Consider the following 14,968-nt stretch of genomic DNA (forward strand, 5'->3'; position numbering starts at 1 on the left):
TGAAATGTCCGGCCTACCGTGACGATTGTGCCCAAGCGCTTGCTTGATTTCCGCGACGCGACCGCGATCGCCGGCGTCGGCTACACCCCTTTCTCCAAGAACTCCGGGGTCAGCACCCTGACCCTGGCCTGCCGTGCCGTGCTGGCCGCCCTGGACGACGCCGGGCTGAGCGCCGCCGACGTGGACGGCCTGGCCACCCACCGCGTCGGCGACTCGGCCCCGCCCACCCTGGTCGGCCCCGCGCTGGGCCTGACCGGACTGTCCTGGCACCTCGACCAGTTCGGCGGGGGCAGCGTCTCCCACGCCGTCGTCGGCCAGGCGGCGCTGGCGGTGGCGGCCGGGATGGCGGAGACCGTCGTCTGCTACCGGGCGATCAACGCCCGCTCCGAGTTCCGCATGGGCGGCACCGGGCGCGGCCTGCCGGTCAGCCCCGAGGTCCAGTACCAGGCCCCGTACGGGTACGTCGCCCCGCCCCAGCAGTACGCCATGTACGCCCGCGCCCACATGCTCAGGTACGGCACCACGGCCGAGCACTTCGGCGCGCTCGCGGTCACCCAGCGCGCCAACGCGGTCAAGAACCCCCGCGCCCTGATGCGCACCCCCATCACGCTGGAGGACTACCTGGCCAGCAGGTGGATCGCCGAGCCGTTCCGGCTGCTGGACTGCTGCCTGGAGACCGACGGGGCGTGCGCCGTGGTGGTCACGACCGCCGAGCGGGCCCGCGCGCTGCGCCGCCCGCCCGTGCTGATCTCCGCGGCGGCCTGGGGCGGCGGCCAGTCCCACCTGTCCGGCGCGGCCGGCGACCCCACGGTGACGGCCGCGGCCGAGCTGGCCCCGCGCCTGTACGCCCAGGCCGGCCTCGGCCCCGCCGACGTGGACGTGGCCGAGATCTACGACTGCTTCACGTACTCGGTGGTCGTGCAACTGGAGGACTACGGGTTCTGCCCGAAGGGGGAGGGCGGGCCGTACGTGGCCTCCGGGGCCACCGCCCTGGACGGCCCCCTGCCGGTCAACACGCACGGCGGCTTCCTGTCGGAGGGTTACGTGCACGGCGTCAACCACATCGCCGAGGCCGTCTCGCAGCTCCGGGGCGAGGCGGGCGACCGCCAGGTGCCGGGCGCGGAGGTGGCCCTGTCCACGGCGCAGCCGGGGTACGTGCTGCCGGCGACGTCCGCGCTGATCCTGAGGAGGGCGTGATGGCGGGTCACCGTCCCGAGCCGGACCGCGACTCGCGCGAGTGGTGGGAGCGGATCGCCCGGCACGAGTTCGCGGTGCAGCGGTGCGCGGGCTGCGGCGTGGACCGGTTCCCCGCGCGGGCGTTCTGCCCGGCCTGCCGCGGCGAGGAGTGGCGGTGGCGGGCGGTGGAGCCCGAGGGGCGGGTCGAGAGCTGGATCGTCGCGCGCCAGCCGTTCGTGCCGGGGGTCGCGGTGCCGTACGTGGTGGTCATGGTGCGGCTGTCGGCGGTGCCGGACGGCCTGGCGTACGGGAATTGGCGCGGCGGGCGGGAGCCCCGGGCCGGGGAGCGGGTGCGGGGGGTGTACCGGGAGGAGGGGGACGTGACGCTCGTCGACTGGGAGCCCGCCGGTTGAGCCTGGCATAACAAATGGATTCGTACCCACCAATCCCTTCAGTCCCACCATGCCGAAGGTGCCCCCGGTTCCGCCCCGCAGGGTTGATGATGAGGCTGTAGACGTCAACGCGGACGACTCGACCTGGGTGGCGCACGTGAGCGGAGCGGGCTCGGTGGCGACGGCGGCCAAGCGGCCGCCGCTCGCGGTCGCGCCTGCCGCCGGTGCGGGCCGACGGGCCCGGCCGCCGCCGTGCGGGGCGGCGGTCCAGCGGGAGAGAGCAGCCTGTCGGGAGGAAGTGATCCACATGTCGGTCCCTCGGAGGAAAGCGCGCCCTGGCGGGCGTGGGGGACCCGCCAGGACGCGCTTCCTGCCCCGTGAGCGGCGGCGCCAGGACTCCGGCGAGGGATGGAGTCCTAGACCGCGTGATCGCTCACGGAGTCGATGGGGGAGCGTGAGGGCTCCTGCTGCCGGCAACGTGCGGCGATGCGTCGAGCTGCACCGACCGGGTCATCAATGAAGTGCGTGACGGGGGCGCCACCCTCCTCATCAGCGACAAAGGAACCGTCGCCGCACCTCACGGTCAGCTCAGTCAACGCCGAGTGCACGGAGGCGCCATGCCGATCGCCATGGCAGGTGTGGGTGAACCCCTGGCGCGGCAACACGTAACGCAGTAAACGTGTTGCTTCACCGGGGTGATGCCAGGGCAGGTACGGCTTGTCCGTGCTGACCGGCGGCATTGGCCTTCACCCCCTCACCGGCCTTTAGATGGATTTGTACCAACGAATGGATGATGGGCCGCTCAAGGGGGTTCGGTCAAGGGGTTGTGGCCTGCTAGAACCAGATCGTCTAAATTGTTGGAACAAAAGGGGTGAAAGTGGCAAGGTCGGTGCTGTATCAGCAGGTGGCGGCGGAGTTGCGTCGAGCCATCTACTCGGGTGTCCTCGGCCCCGGGGCACAGCTGCCGACCGAGGCACAGCTCATGGAAGACCATGGGGTGAGCAGGAACACCGTCAGGCTGGCCCTCGGTGAGCTCGTCAACGAGGGGCTCGTCACGCGCACGCCGCGACGCGGGACCGTGGTCAGGGACCGGCGGCCGCTGCTCATCTATCCCCAGCGTGAGCTGGAGCCGCAGCCGCGCGGGGAACTGCGCGAGGCCTTCGCCTACGCTGTAGCGCAGGAAGGCCGTGAGCCGAGCCAGTACATCGAGGTGCTGACGGTGTCTCCCGTCGAGGAGATCGCCAGCAGGCTGGAGTTGGCCGATGGGGAGTTGGCCGTGGTGAGACGCCGTCTGCGGTTCGTGGACGGACAGCCGTACAACACCAACGACTCCTACTTCCCGCGTGATCTCGTGGCCGACTCGGAGATCGCCAGGCCCGGCGACATCGCCCGCGGGGCGAACCGGGTCCTGGAGGAACTGGGCCATGCGCAGGTGCGCGTCGTCGACGACATCTGGGCCCGCATGCCCAACCAGGAGGAGGCCGAGCGCCTCCAGCTTGAACTCGGCACACCAGTAATGGTGTACGTCCGAGTGGGGTACGACGGGGCAGACATGCCTGTGCGTGTCGCCATGTCGGTGTTACCAGCCGACAAACATCTGATCAGATACGAGCTCGATCGCCGCTAGGGCTCGGGTAGAAGGGGTGATCCCGCCGGCCGGGTGCAGCGAGAATTAGCCGCCTCGCTGGCCTGGGGGAGTCGTGCATACTCCCCTAAATCGCCTTAAATCCCATATATCGGATTGAGGCCCCAAATCACCCTTACGCGACATTGCGTCATCACCGTGCGCATGCGCGTGTACGCCCAATGCAACGGGAGTTGTACTATGCACACAAACACGCTGCTTCACCCGCTCGCACTTCGCCGCGCAGAACCGGCTGACCTGCCCGGCGTCCTCACGCTGCTCGCCGACACCGCCGAGTGGCTGCACAGGAGGGGAGTGCGGCAGTGGCCCCGCCAGGGTTTCGGGCCTGAGCGGATCATGCCGCTGATCGAGGAGCGCGTGCTGTTCCTGCTGGACGACGAGCTGCGCTACCTCGATCCCGACCTCTCGGCGCCCCCGGTGGCCACGCTGGCCCTCGACGGGCACGCCGATCCCGAGTTCTGGACCCCGGCCGACGACCCGGGCGCGGCGCTCTACGTCCACAAGCTGGCCGTGGCCCGGCCGTGGTCGGGCAGCGGCCTCGGCGACGCCCTCCTGGACTGGGCGGGGGCCGCGGCCTTCGCCTCGGGCCTGCCGTGGGTCCGGCTCGACTGCGCCAAGGCCAACCCGGGGCTCCAGGAGTACTACCGCGGGCGCGGCTTCCGGCACGTCCGGACCGTGGACCTGCCGCACCGCTCCAGCGGCGCCCTCTTCCAGCGGCGCTCCGAGGACCTCGTCACGACGGCCTTCCGTGACCTGACCCTCGCCGAGCTGATCACCGCCGCCTGACCAGCCCCGGCCCGGCCCCCGGACGGGGCCGGGCCGGCCGGTCGCAGGCCGGTCACAGGCCCGGGGGCAGGTCGGCGTCGAGGTCCAGGCCGGCGGTCACCCTCCGTGCGGGCGGGCTCCCCGCCGCGCTCGCGTCGATCCCCGTGTACGGCAGCGCCGGCGAGTCCGCCACCTTGCGGATCTCCTTGGCGTTGAGCAGGGCCAGGGTGGAGTAGCCGGTGTGGACCAGGCCGTCGCGCCGCCAGCGGCACAGGGCGCGCCAGACCGATGACTCGCTGGCCCCGATCCAGGCGGCCAGGTCGGCCTGGGACAACGGGGGAGCGAGGACGTTGAGCCCGCCGCAGCGCCGCTCGCCGAAGCGGTGCAGCAGGGCGAGCAGGAGCCGGGCCAGGCGGACGTCGATGTCGAGCCGCCCGGCGGCGTGCAGGTGGTCGGCGAAACGCTGCCGCTCCGCCTGCAGGTGCTGGACGAGCCGGGAGACGCCGGGCATGTTGCTCAGGGCGATCGGGACGAGTTCGCTCGCCACGTGCAGCACCCGCCCCCTCGTGAGGACGACGGCGTCGCGGTGTAAGACGTGCGCGAGGTCGCCGGGCGCGGCGAGGTCGATCACCCTGCGCGTCGTGGGCGCCGTGCCGGTCTGCAGGCGCACCCAGCAGCCGGCGGTCAGGACGGTCAGGCCGGGGTCCGGCCGGACGGGCAGCCGGTCGCCCCTGAACACGTGGCTCTCGGTCCCCAGGCGGGTCAGCGTCTGACGCTCCCACTGGGACAGGGCCCGCCAGAAGTTGCGCCGGCCGGCCCGTGCGGGAGGCAGGGGGGACCCAATAGTGAAAGTGAATGAGTTTTTCATCTGCCCGCCTCTTTGCCGATTGATCGGGGTCTGGTGTTTGTGGTAGGACCCCGTGCAGGATGACCATAGAGCCAACTCGCCGGAGCGGCCAGCGTTTGCCATGTATTGACGTTTTTGGCCATAAAAAGCGGTCTGACCTGCGCTTTCATGCCGTGATTCAGTCGGCTGACGGCGTTTCCGGGAGACATTTCTGTACCTTCGTGCGGCAGGAGGAATCCGCTGGGTGGAGTTCATTCCCGGCGCTGTTTGTCTCGCCGCCGCGGCCCCGCTTCGATGGGGCGTGCTGATGTCTCACGCCTCTTTGCCGAGCACGGTGAGTTGTCAGTTCTGCCAGGAGGGGGGCGCGGGGGTGGTAGCCCGCGTCCCCCGTCTCCGCCCGTGGCCCGTGTTGAGGAGGGGCAGTTGGGGGCGCAACGGTACAGAGCGCCATATAACCTCTCCTCCATGACCGGATCCCTGCTCGAGGTGATCGCGCTCAACGTGCGCGACGCCGTGGCCGCCGAACAGGGCGGAGCCGACCGGCTGGAGGTCGTCGCCGACATGGCGGCCGACGGGCTGACCCCCTCCCCTGAGACGGTGGCCGCGATCGCGGCCGAGTGCCCGCTGCCCCAGATGGTGATGCTCCGCGCCGAGGCCACCTTCGCCGCCGGGCCCGGCGCGCTCGACCGGCTGGCCAGGGACGCCAAGGCGCTCGCGCAGGCGGGCGCGGCCGGCTTCGTGTTCGGCTTCCTCGACGACGCGGGAGCGGTCGACCTGGCCGCCACCGAGGCGCTGATCCACGCCGTGTCCCCGCTGCCCTGGACGTTCCACCGCGCCGTGGACCACGCGGCCGACGTGCAGGCGGCCTGGCGCGCGGTGCGGCTGCTGCCCAACCTGGCCACCGTCCTCACCTCGGGCGCGCCCACCGGCGTCGGCGACGGCCTGCCGGTGCTGCGGGCCCGGGCGGAGGCGGGCGACGGCTCGATCATCCTGGCCGGCGGCGGGCTGCGCCCGGCCCACGTGCCGGTGCTGCTCGACCAGGGCATCCGCGCCTTCCACGTCGGCTCGGCGGTGCGGGCGAGCTGGAGCGACCCGGTGGAGTGGCGGCTGGTCCGCCAGTGGCGCACGCTGGTCGAGCGCGACTAGCGCGGCTCACCCGGCCGGCGCGGTGCTACGGCAGGGCGTCGTCGGCCCGGCGCAGGGCCTCGGCGAGGGTGCGGACGGTGGCGGGCTCGTCCATGACGCCGCCCCCGGCCTCGCGCCGCTCCTCCCACGCCGCGACCCGCTCCCGGTAGGAGTCGTAGCCGGCCAGGTGGAAGGCGTAGACGGTGGCGAAGCGGCTCACCAGGTGCGACGGGTGCATGTCCCAGCCCTGGTGGAAGCCGTGCCGCAGGGAGTGCCGGACCAGCTCGGCGTGCCGCCGCCACAGCGCGTGCACGTCCTCGGCCCGCCCGGAGGCGGGCGAGGCGGCGAGCGAGCCGTCGGACAGCTCCACCCCCGTGCCCGCGAACGCCGTCTGCATGACGTGCCGGGCGTGGTCGCAGGCCGGATGGTCGAGCCGCTGCTCGTGCGGCGGCAGCCCGAGCGCGGCCGTGTAGTCGAACACGCCGAAGTGCGCCGCCGCCAGCCGCCCGTCCAGCGACCCGGGCAGCTCGGCCCGCAGGAACGACAACGTCTGCGGCGCCTCCACCTGCATCTCGAAGCGCAGCCGGGCGCCGAGCCCGCTCTCCAGCCGGCACAGCACGTCCGCGAACTGCGTGAGGTAGTCCTCCATGAGGACCTTGGGGAAGGTCACCGTGAACCCGGCGGGCAGCTCGCCGGTCCGTTCGACGACGCCCCCGACGAGCCCGGCGAGCGTCCTGATCGAGCGCGCCGGGTCGCCGTCGGCGAACGACTTCACCCGCGGCCCCCAGCGGCGCGGCAGCGTGCCCGCGGCGTGCAGCGCGGCCACGGCCTCGGCGGCCTGCTTGACGTGCCCGTCCTCGACCGGGCCCGGGCGGACGCCGTAGCCGTCCTCGAAGTCGATGCGCACGTCCTCGATCGGCTCGCGGCCGAGCTTGCGCAGCAGCCGGTCGTGCACCCGCGCGGCGAGGGCGGGCGGCACGCCGAACACCTCGGCCAGCTCGTCCGGCCCGGCCAGGTGCGCGTTGACCAGGGACAACGCCGCGTCGCGCCACTCGGCGACGGTGTCCGCGGAGAACTGGTCGGCGGGCACGTACACGGTGTGCACCGGCTGCCAGCCGCCTCGCCCGGGGAAGCGGGCCTGCTGGGCGAGGTAGGCGGCGGCGAACCCCGGCGGGATCGCCGGCAGGTCAGGGACGGCAGGCACGGAGCATGGCCTCCAGCCCGACGAGCTTGACCCGGTCGCCGCGCCCGAGCGACTTGGCCAGCTCGGCCTCGGCCGCCTCGATCGCCTGCCACTCGTCGTAGGTGACCGGCCGCACGCCCCGCTCGGCCAGCAGCGCGTCGATCGTGGCGCCCTCGGGCACCCGCTCGCGGCCCTCCAGGTCGGCCAGCAGCGTGCGCACCGTCTCGGCGGCGTCGGACTTGTTCGTCCCGATGACGCCGGTCGGGCCGCGCTTGAGCCAGCCCGCCACGTACTCGCGCTCGCGCACCCGCCCCGCCTGGTTGGGGACGGTCATGCTCTGCTCGGAGAACGGCACCCCGGGCAGCGGCACGCTCTGGTAGCCCACCGACCGCAGCACCATGCCGACCGGCAGCGTCTCGAACTCCCCGGTGCCCGTCACGCGCCCCTCCGGCGACAGCCGGGTGCGCTCCAGCCGCAGCCCCTCGACCCGCTCGCTGCCCAGGATCTCGACCGGGCGCAGCCAGAAGCGCACGTCGAGACGGCGGGCCCGGCCCACCGGCGGGCGGGCCGCCCACGAGCGGATGACGTCCACGTTGCCCTGGATCTGGCGGGAGAAGCCGGCGCCGCGCACCTCGGCCTCGTCGGGGCGCACCACCACGTCGGCGTTGTCCAGCTCGCCCAGCTCGCGCAGCTCCTTCAGGGTGAACTTGGCGTGCTCGGGCCCGCGCCGGCCGATCATGTGGATGACCTTGACCTGGCTCTCGGCGAGGCGCTGCAGCACGTCGTGGGGCACATCGGTGCGGGCCAGCTCGTCGGCGGTCCTGGCCAGGATGCGCACGACGTCGACCGCCACGTTCCCGACGCCGATCACCGCGACCTCGGGGCTGTCGAGCGTGAACCGGCCGGGGTCGACGTCGGGGTGGCCGCAGTACCAGTTGACGAAGTCGGTGGCGGCCACGCTGCCGGGCAGGTCCTCGCCGGGGATGCCGAGCCGGCGGTCGACCATCGCGCCCGTGCAGTAGACCAGGGCGTCGTAGCGGGTCAGCAGGTCGGCCACCGAGACGTGCTCGCCCAGCGTGACGCCGCCCAGGAAGCGCACCTGGGGCAGCTCCAGCACGCGCTTGAGGTAGTTGGCGATCGACTTGATCGAGGTGTGGTCGGGCGCCACGCCGTACCTCACCAGCCCGTACGGGGTGGGCAGGCGTTCGAGCACGTCGACCTGGACCGGCTCGGCCGCCTGCTTGACCAGCGCCTCGGCCGTGTAGATGCCGGCGGGGCCCGATCCGATGACCGCCACACGCAACGCCACGCTGCCTCCTAAGAACCGGGCGCCCGGGGCACGCGTCCCACCAGATGCAACCGGCCAGTGTGATCGATGTATCCCCGATCGCCAGTGTGGACGAACCCGTCCCTGGCGAAAACCGCTTGATCCGTGTTCCTGCCAACGTAGCCGCTCATGACCGCCGCGGAGCGGAGAAACACCTCGCCGGGCTCGCCTTCCGCGACCGCGCGGCCCCCGGGGTCCCTGATCGAGACGTCCACGCCGGCGCGCGGCCGCCCGACGCTCACCTCGGCGTCCCCGGGCGGGTCGTCAGGACGGGTGCCGAGCCCGAGCCCGGCCTCGGTGCAGACGTAGCGGTTGCAGACGGGGACGCCGTAGCGGGCGCGCAGCGCGGCGACCAGCTCGGGCGGGGCGGGCGCGCCGCTGGACAGCACCAGCCGCAGCGCGGGCAGGTCGGCGTCGCGGGCCAGCAGCTCGGCGAGCTGCCCCGGCTCGCCCTGGAGCACCCGGATGTCGTGCGCGCGCAGCACCCGCAGGGCGGCCTCGGCGCTCCACCGCGGCAGCACGTGACAGGTCCGGCCGGTCTGCAGGAACGCCGGCAGCCGGGTGGCGAACCCGAGCTGCCCGAGCGGGTGCGGCACCAGCCGCGCGTCGCCGGTGCCCCAGCGGCCGCCCGCCCCGTGGGCGCGGATGGCCTCGAGCTGCCGCGCGCCGAACAGCACGGCCTTGGGCGGCCCGGTCCGGCCCGCGGTGAACGTGATCACCACCGGGCGGCCGGGGTCGGGCGGGAACGGCGGCGGCGGGCGCTCGGCCCTGAGCAGCCCGCCCGGCAGGCGCACGCCGTGCTCCCCGGGGTCCCCGTGGTCCTCCCCGTGGTTGTCCCCGTGGTCATTCCGGAGGGTCACCACGTCGAGGCCGGCCGTCCGGGGCAGCACCCCGGGCACGGTGACCACGAGCGCCGGGTCCAGCGGGAACAGCAGCTCCGGCCGGGCGACGCCCACGCCCGCCGTCACCGCGCCGATCTTGGCGGCGGCGACGTAGCAGACCACGAACTCCGGCCCGTCGGGCAGCGCCAGGGCCACGACGTCGCCGATCCGCACCCCGCGGTGCGCGAACCCGGACGCCACCTGGTCGGACAGCCGGTCGAGAGCGGCGAAGGTCAGCGTGGTGGCGCCGGTGACGACGGCCGCGCGCCCCCCGAACCTGCGTGCGGCCTCGCCGGCGAGCAGCCGCAACATGTCAGCCTCCGGGCGACCGGGCGCTCCCTACGGTTTCCGCACCTCCAACCTACTCGCCCGGGCCGCCGGACGCCCGCCTCCGCAGCTCCCTCTTGTCGATCTTGCCGTTGACGTTCGCGGGCAGGGCGTCCACGACGACCACCCGCTTGGGGACCTTGTAGTCGGACATGTTGGCCCGCGCCCACCCGATCAGCTCCTCGGGCACCACGCGCGCCCCCGGCCGCGGCACCACGAACGCGACCCCCGCCTCGCCCGCGGAGGCGTCCGGCACCCCGACCACGGCCACCTGCGCCGGCGACCCCTCGCGCAGCAGCAGCGACTCGACCTCGGCGGGCGAGACGTTGAAGCCGTTGACGATGTAGAGCTCCTTCTTGCGGTCCACGACCGCGAGGTTGCCGTCGGCGTCGAGCACGCCGACGTCGCCGGTGTGCAGCCAGCCGTCGGCGTCCACGACCTCGGCGGTGCGCGCGGGGTCGTCCCAGTAGCCGCGCATCACGCCGTAGCCGCGTTGCAGGATCTCGCCGCGCTCGCCGGGCGCGACCTCCTTGCCGTCGTCGTCCACGACCTTGACCTCGATGCCGGGGACGGGCCTGCCGGTGGTCCGGGCGACCACCTCGATCGGGTCGCCGGCCCGGGTCATCGACACGACCGTGCCCTCCATCAGCCCGTACGCGTTGATCATTCGTTCCAGCCCGACCCGCTCGGCCAGCCGGGTGATGAGCGCCGCGGGCACGGCGGCCGCCCCGCAGATCGCCACGCGCAGCGAGGAGACGTCCCAGGAGCCGCGCTCCAGCTCCTCCAGGATGCGGTGGAAGAGCGTCGGCGGCCCGGCGAGCACGGTGACCCGCTCGCGGGAGATCAGCGACATGAGCGCGTCGGGGCTGAAGGCCGGGACCGGCAGCATCGTGGCCCGGCGCAGCAGGCAGGCGACGAGCCCGGCGTTCAGCCCGAACCCGTGGCTGAACGGGGCGATCACCGGGTAGCGGTCGTGCTCGTCCAGCGTGACGATCTCCGACCAGTCCCAGTAGCCGCGCAGGACCTGGGAGTGGTCCAGCATGACGCCCTTGGGCGCGCCGGTGGTGCCGGAGGTGGACATGATCTCGCACAGGTCGCCGGGCCGGACGGCGAGGGCCCGCTCCTCGGCCTCCCGCTCCGGCACGCGTTCCCCGAGGGCGCGCAGCTCCGCCCCGGGCGGGACGAGCGTGTGCCGCAGGCCGGGCAGCGACGGCGGGGACGGCAGCAGCCCGGCGAGCCGCGTGCCGGCCGGCCCGTCGCCGGTGATCAGCACCTTCGTCCCGGTCCTGGCGATGAGCTCGGCCGCCTCGATGCCCTTGAAGCGCGGCGACAGCGGCACCACGACCGCGCCCGCGTCCCAGACGCCGAGCACGTGCTCCACCCAGTACGCCGAGTTCACGCCCCACAGCGCCACCCGGTCGCCGGGCTCGACGCCGAGCGCGATGAGGCCGCGGGCGACCGCCGAGGCGGCCCGCCGCAGCTCGGCCGGCGTGCCGCGGGCGTCGCCGGCGGCCAGCACCTGGTGGCCGGGGTGCCGTTCGGCCTGGTCGCGCAGCATGCGGGGGAGGGTCCCCCAGTCCGGCATCGGTGCCATGTCCACCCCTAGGTGACGAGCGCCCGGTCCCTGCCCAGATGGTGGCCGCGCAGGTCGGTCACCGTGCCCGGCCGCGGCCCCTCGGCCGCTTCCGGGGCGATCTCCACGCCGATCGAGACGGGCGTCAGCGCCCGCACGGCCTGCTCGATCCGCGAGCGCCACATGGGGTTGCCGATCAGGCTCTCGCGGCCGAACGTCACGGTGAGCACGGCGGTGTCCAGCGTGCCCGGCCGGCTGATCGCGAGGTCCCAGGCGGTCACCCCGTCGATCTTGGCGAGCGCCCTCTCCAGGCGGGGCAGGGCCAGCCACACGCCTCTGACCAGCACGTGGTCGCCCACGGTGTGGGCGGGCGCGGGGATGCCGGCGGCGGCCCGCGCGACCTGGCCGGTCCGCAGCACGGCGTCGCCGAGCGTGGCGTGCCCGTGCGGGGTGACGACCAGCTCGGCCAGGGGCGCGCCGGGGTCGGCGGGGGCGTCCTTGGCGAGGGCGGCCAGGCCGAGCAGGCCGTCCGCGAGCGGCGTGAGCGGGTCCTCCTCGGCCGCCCGCCAGGCGAGCGCGGCGCCGCCGAACGGGCTGGCGTAGACCTCGGTGACCCGGGCGCCGAACTCCTCGGCCAGGTGCCCGAGCGTGCGCTTGGAGGCGATCTCCCCGGTCAGGACGACGGAGGTGAGCCCGAGGTCCAGCGGGTCCAGCAGGAACTCCAGGTGCAGGCGGGCCAGGAGGTCCATCGCGCCCGTCGGGGTGGCGACGAGCGTCGTGGCCCGCAGCGCCGACAGCGCGTGGTGCAGCCGCATCCGGCCGCGCGGCCCCAGGTCGGCGGCGGCCTGGGCGACCTCGGCCGCGGCGGCGGCCCACAACGCGCCGGCCGGCTCGGCGAGGGCGACCGCCACCCGGTCCCGCTCGCCCACGCCGGCCGCCCGCAGCGCCGCCGCGGTCAGCCCGAGCGCGGCCCGCCGGTCCTCGGGGCCCAGCGGGTAGGCGCTGGCGGCGTCGGGGGAGACCAGCAGGAGCCCGGCGGCGGAGCCGGCCGCGGCCCCGAGGTCGTCGCGGGTCAGCCACCGTCCCGTCACCGCGCCACCTCGCTCATGAAGAGCGTCATCGCCTCGCACACCCGCTCGTGGCCGAGCCCGCCGACCTGGGCCTGGATGATGAGGTCGGTGGCCCCCGCCTCGGCGATCCTGGCCAGCGCCTTGCGCGAGCCCTCGACGTCGTCCACCACGACCATGAGGTGCTCGCGCAGGGTGGCCATCGCCTCCTCGGGCGGCAGCCCGGCGGCGAGCTGGCCGAGGACGCGGTGGGTGGCGTGGCGGGCGTCGTAGTAGTCGGGCGGGGTGACCAGGTTGACCTGGCGGCGGATGTACCACAGGACGGCGTCGGCCGCGTCGGCGGTGGCGGCGTCCCTGGTGGGGGCGACGTACCAGGGGATCATCAGGGCGACGCGGCGGGAGGCCGGGTCGAAGCCGTGCTCGGCCAGGCACTCGCGGTAGCGCGCGATGTCGGCGGCCACGTCGTCGATGCCCTTGAGCATGGTCATGCCGAGCAGGTTGTAGCCGTGCCTGGCGGCGGCGAGGTAGCCGTCCAGCGAGGTGGAGGCGACCCACACCGGCGGGTGCGGGCGCTGCGCGGGGCGCGGGTAGACGGCGACGTCGGGGATCTCGAAGTACGCGTTGGAGCGGGTGACCGGCTCGCCGTCGGCGTCCCAGATGGCGAGCACGGCCTCCAGCGAGTCCTCCCAGATGCGCCGGGACTGCTCGAACGGCCGCTGGAAGGCCTGGTACTCCAGCGGGGAGGCGCCGCGGCCGGTGCCGAACTCGACGCGGCCGCGGCTGAGGACGTCCAGGGTGGCGACGCGCTCGGCCGTGCGGATGGGCGACTGGAAGGGCAGCAGCACCACGCCGAGCCCCAGGCGGATGCGCTCGGTGCGCTGGGAGATGGCGGCCAGGACCAGGTCGGGGGCGGAGGAGTGGGAGAAGCCCCTGGTGAAGTGGTGCTCCACGAACCAGGCGGTGTCGAACCCCAGCCGGTCGCCCAGCACGACCTGCTCGACCACGTTGTGGAACGCCTGCTGCTCGACGTCGCGCGTGCGGCCGCGGACCTCCAGTTCGTACCCCAGGCTGATCCGTAGGGTGGTCATCGCGCCTCCGGCACAGTAGGAAACCAAGCGCTCGCTTGGTAGAGCGTATCAGCGGCGAGGACTTGCGGGAAGGGCGCGGGCGCGATCAGAGTGGATGCTCGTGAAGCGAAAGCACGCGCTGAGACGGCCGAAGGACGCCGGCGACCCCGGCTACGACGGCCCCGGCCACGACGGCGGTGACCTCTCGCTCACGAGCGCCCGCCGCTACGAGGCGTTCGGCAGGGTCATGGCCGCGCTGGCGGCCGAGGGCGACTTCATCGAGTCGTGCCGCGACCTGACCTGGTGGCGCGGCGGCGACCACACCTGGCACCTCGAGTGGCGGGAGGGGCCGTACGCGTCGGAGGTGGCCGGCCTGCTGGCCGCGCGCGTCCGCGATCCCGAGCACGACGGGCCGCTCGTCACCGAGGCCGGCCCCGGCGGGGCCGCCACGGCGGTGCTCGACGTCATGGGGGTGCGCGTCGAGCTGCGCGCCATCGACCCGTTAGGACGCTCCACGATGCGGGCCCGGCCGGGCTTCTGGCGGCTGGCCGAAGCCCTCGACACCACCCGCCGCACCAACACCCGCCACCCGTGGGAGGAGCTGCTCGGCGGCTGAGCGGCCGCGCTCAGTCCTCGCCGAACACGGTGGCGGCCAGGCGCGCCCGATGGGCCTGGGGCGGCCCGAAGAGCTGCGCGTCCGAGGTGGCCCGCTTCAGGTACCGGTGCGCGGGATGCTCCCAGGTGATGCCGATCCCGCCGTGCACCTGGATGTTCTCCCCGGCCGCCGTCAGGTAGGCCTCCGTGCAGTACGAGCCCGCGACCGCCGCCGCCACCCCGTCCGCGGCCGCCGCCCGCGCCGCCGACCGGGCCGACTCCACCAGCAGCAGCACGTCGGCCAGCTTGTGCTTGATCGCCTGGAACGCGCCGATCGGCCGGCCGAACTGCACCCGCGTCCTGGCGTGCGCCACCGCCATCTCCAGGCACCGCTGCGCCCCGCCCACCTGCTCGGCGGCCAGCGCCGCGATCCCGAGGTCCCGCACCCGATCGGCCGAGGAGCCGTCGCCGAGCGGGCGCGCGGGCACGTCCTCGAAGGTCAGCCGGGCCAGCGGCCGGCTCTCGTCCATCGTCGGGTACGCCTCCCGCCGCGTCGGCGCGGCCTCCACGAGCCGGCCGCCCGCGTACAGCAGCACCAGCTCGCCGGCCAGCGCGTACGGCACCACGCCGCTCAGCCGCCCGTCCGCGCCCAGCCGCAGCCCGGCGTCCCCCGGCAGCACGACGGTCGCGGTCACCTCGCCGCCGGCGAGCGCCTTGAGCAGGTCGGCGGCCCCGCAGGCGGCCGCCGCGGTCACCGCCATGACGGCCGTCTGGAGGAACGGGTGCGGCGACAGGGCGCGGCCCATCTCCTCGGCCACGGCGGCCAGCTCGGCCGGCCCGCAGCCCGCGCCGCCGTGCTCCTCGGGCACCAGGAGCCCGGACACTCCCACGTCGCGCGCCAGCTCGCCCCAGGACGCGCCGGGGCGGCCGGCGAGGTGGCCGCGGACCGCGGCGGCCAGTTCCTCGGGCAGTGACACCCGCTCATGCTAACCAAGCACT

At 74.0% G+C, this 14,968-nt stretch carries 14 protein-coding genes; 6 read left to right on the plus strand and 8 right to left on the minus strand.

Annotation, left to right across the window (positions count from 1 at the left end; translation table 11 throughout):
- The first annotated feature begins 27 nt into the window (after positions 1-27).
- The 4 genes from MF672_RS38385 (at position 28) to MF672_RS38400 (ending at position 3,999) form a co-directional block, all read left to right on the plus strand.
- Positions 28-1,197 (plus strand): thiolase C-terminal domain-containing protein, encoded by a 1,170-nt coding sequence (locus MF672_RS38385; RefSeq protein ID WP_242379946.1) that lies wholly within the window; start codon positions 28-30, stop codon positions 1,195-1,197.
- Complete coding sequence (locus MF672_RS38390) at positions 1,197-1,589, plus strand: Zn-ribbon domain-containing OB-fold protein (RefSeq protein ID WP_242379944.1); 393 nt, start codon at positions 1,197-1,199, stop codon at positions 1,587-1,589. Before MF672_RS38385 ends, MF672_RS38390 begins: the two co-directional genes overlap by 1 nt.
- A gap of 868 nt (positions 1,590-2,457) precedes the next feature.
- Positions 2,458-3,195: a GntR family transcriptional regulator gene (locus tag MF672_RS38395; RefSeq protein WP_242379942.1), complete on the plus strand. Its 738-nt coding sequence runs from the start codon at positions 2,458-2,460 to the stop codon at positions 3,193-3,195.
- A 198-nt stretch (positions 3,196-3,393) separates the two neighbouring features.
- On the plus strand, positions 3,394-3,999 hold the full coding sequence (locus MF672_RS38400; protein ID WP_242379940.1) for a GNAT family N-acetyltransferase: 606 nt from the start codon (positions 3,394-3,396) through the stop codon (positions 3,997-3,999).
- A 52-nt stretch (positions 4,000-4,051) separates the two neighbouring features.
- Here MF672_RS38400 and MF672_RS38405 read toward each other — a convergent pair whose 3' ends face one another.
- On the minus strand, positions 4,052-4,717 hold the full coding sequence (locus MF672_RS38405; protein WP_242379938.1) for a helix-turn-helix domain-containing protein: 666 nt from the start codon (positions 4,715-4,717) through the stop codon (positions 4,052-4,054).
- 573 nt (positions 4,718-5,290) lie between these two features.
- Between MF672_RS38405 and MF672_RS38410 the strand changes: the two genes are divergently transcribed.
- A complete protein-coding gene (locus MF672_RS38410; protein ID WP_242379936.1) occupies positions 5,291-5,971 on the plus strand; it encodes a copper homeostasis protein CutC in 681 nt (226 codons plus the stop codon).
- 25 nt (positions 5,972-5,996) lie between these two features.
- Here the strand turns inward: MF672_RS38410 and MF672_RS38415 are convergent, their stop codons facing one another.
- Genes MF672_RS38415 through MF672_RS38440 form a run of 6 tightly spaced genes read right to left on the minus strand, consistent with a single transcriptional unit; the run spans position 5,997 to position 13,396 of the window.
- On the minus strand, positions 5,997-7,154 hold the full coding sequence (locus MF672_RS38415) for a DUF6986 family protein (RefSeq protein WP_242379934.1): 1,158 nt from the start codon (positions 7,152-7,154) through the stop codon (positions 5,997-5,999).
- On the minus strand, positions 7,138-8,442 hold the full coding sequence (locus tag MF672_RS38420) for an FAD-dependent oxidoreductase (RefSeq protein WP_242379932.1): 1,305 nt from the start codon (positions 8,440-8,442) through the stop codon (positions 7,138-7,140). The genes MF672_RS38415 and MF672_RS38420 overlap by 17 nt, the downstream gene beginning before the upstream one ends.
- Before the next feature lie 8 nt (positions 8,443-8,450).
- The gene (locus tag MF672_RS38425) at positions 8,451-9,653 is read right to left on the minus strand and encodes a class I adenylate-forming enzyme family protein (RefSeq protein ID WP_242379929.1); all 1,203 of its coding nucleotides are present in this window, start codon (positions 9,651-9,653) and stop codon (positions 8,451-8,453) included.
- A gap of 49 nt (positions 9,654-9,702) precedes the next feature.
- A complete protein-coding gene (locus MF672_RS38430) occupies positions 9,703-11,262 on the minus strand; it encodes an AMP-binding protein (protein WP_242379927.1) in 1,560 nt (519 codons plus the stop codon).
- Between the two features lie 8 nt (positions 11,263-11,270).
- The gene (locus MF672_RS38435; protein WP_247815646.1) at positions 11,271-12,332 is read right to left on the minus strand and encodes a hypothetical protein; all 1,062 of its coding nucleotides are present in this window, start codon (positions 12,330-12,332) and stop codon (positions 11,271-11,273) included.
- Complete coding sequence (locus tag MF672_RS38440) at positions 12,329-13,396, minus strand: LLM class flavin-dependent oxidoreductase (protein ID WP_242383427.1); 1,068 nt, start codon at positions 13,394-13,396, stop codon at positions 12,329-12,331. The genes MF672_RS38435 and MF672_RS38440 overlap by 4 nt, the downstream gene beginning before the upstream one ends.
- Positions 13,397-13,490: 94 nt before the next feature.
- On the opposite strand from MF672_RS38440, the gene MF672_RS38445 reads away from it, so the two are divergent.
- Entirely contained in the window at positions 13,491-13,991 is a 501-nt protein-coding gene (locus MF672_RS38445) for a hypothetical protein (RefSeq protein WP_242383426.1), read from the plus strand.
- 10 nt (positions 13,992-14,001) lie between these two features.
- On the opposite strand, the gene MF672_RS38450 is transcribed toward MF672_RS38445, so the two are convergent.
- Positions 14,002-14,946, minus strand: a complete 945-nt coding sequence (locus MF672_RS38450) for an acyl-CoA dehydrogenase family protein (RefSeq protein ID WP_242383425.1) — start codon at positions 14,944-14,946, stop codon at positions 14,002-14,004.
- Between the last annotated feature and the right edge of the window lie 22 nt (positions 14,947-14,968).

The sequence above is a fragment of the Actinomadura luzonensis genome, assembly GCF_022664455.2.
Lineage (GTDB): Bacteria > Actinomycetota > Actinomycetes > Streptosporangiales > Streptosporangiaceae > Nonomuraea > Nonomuraea luzonensis.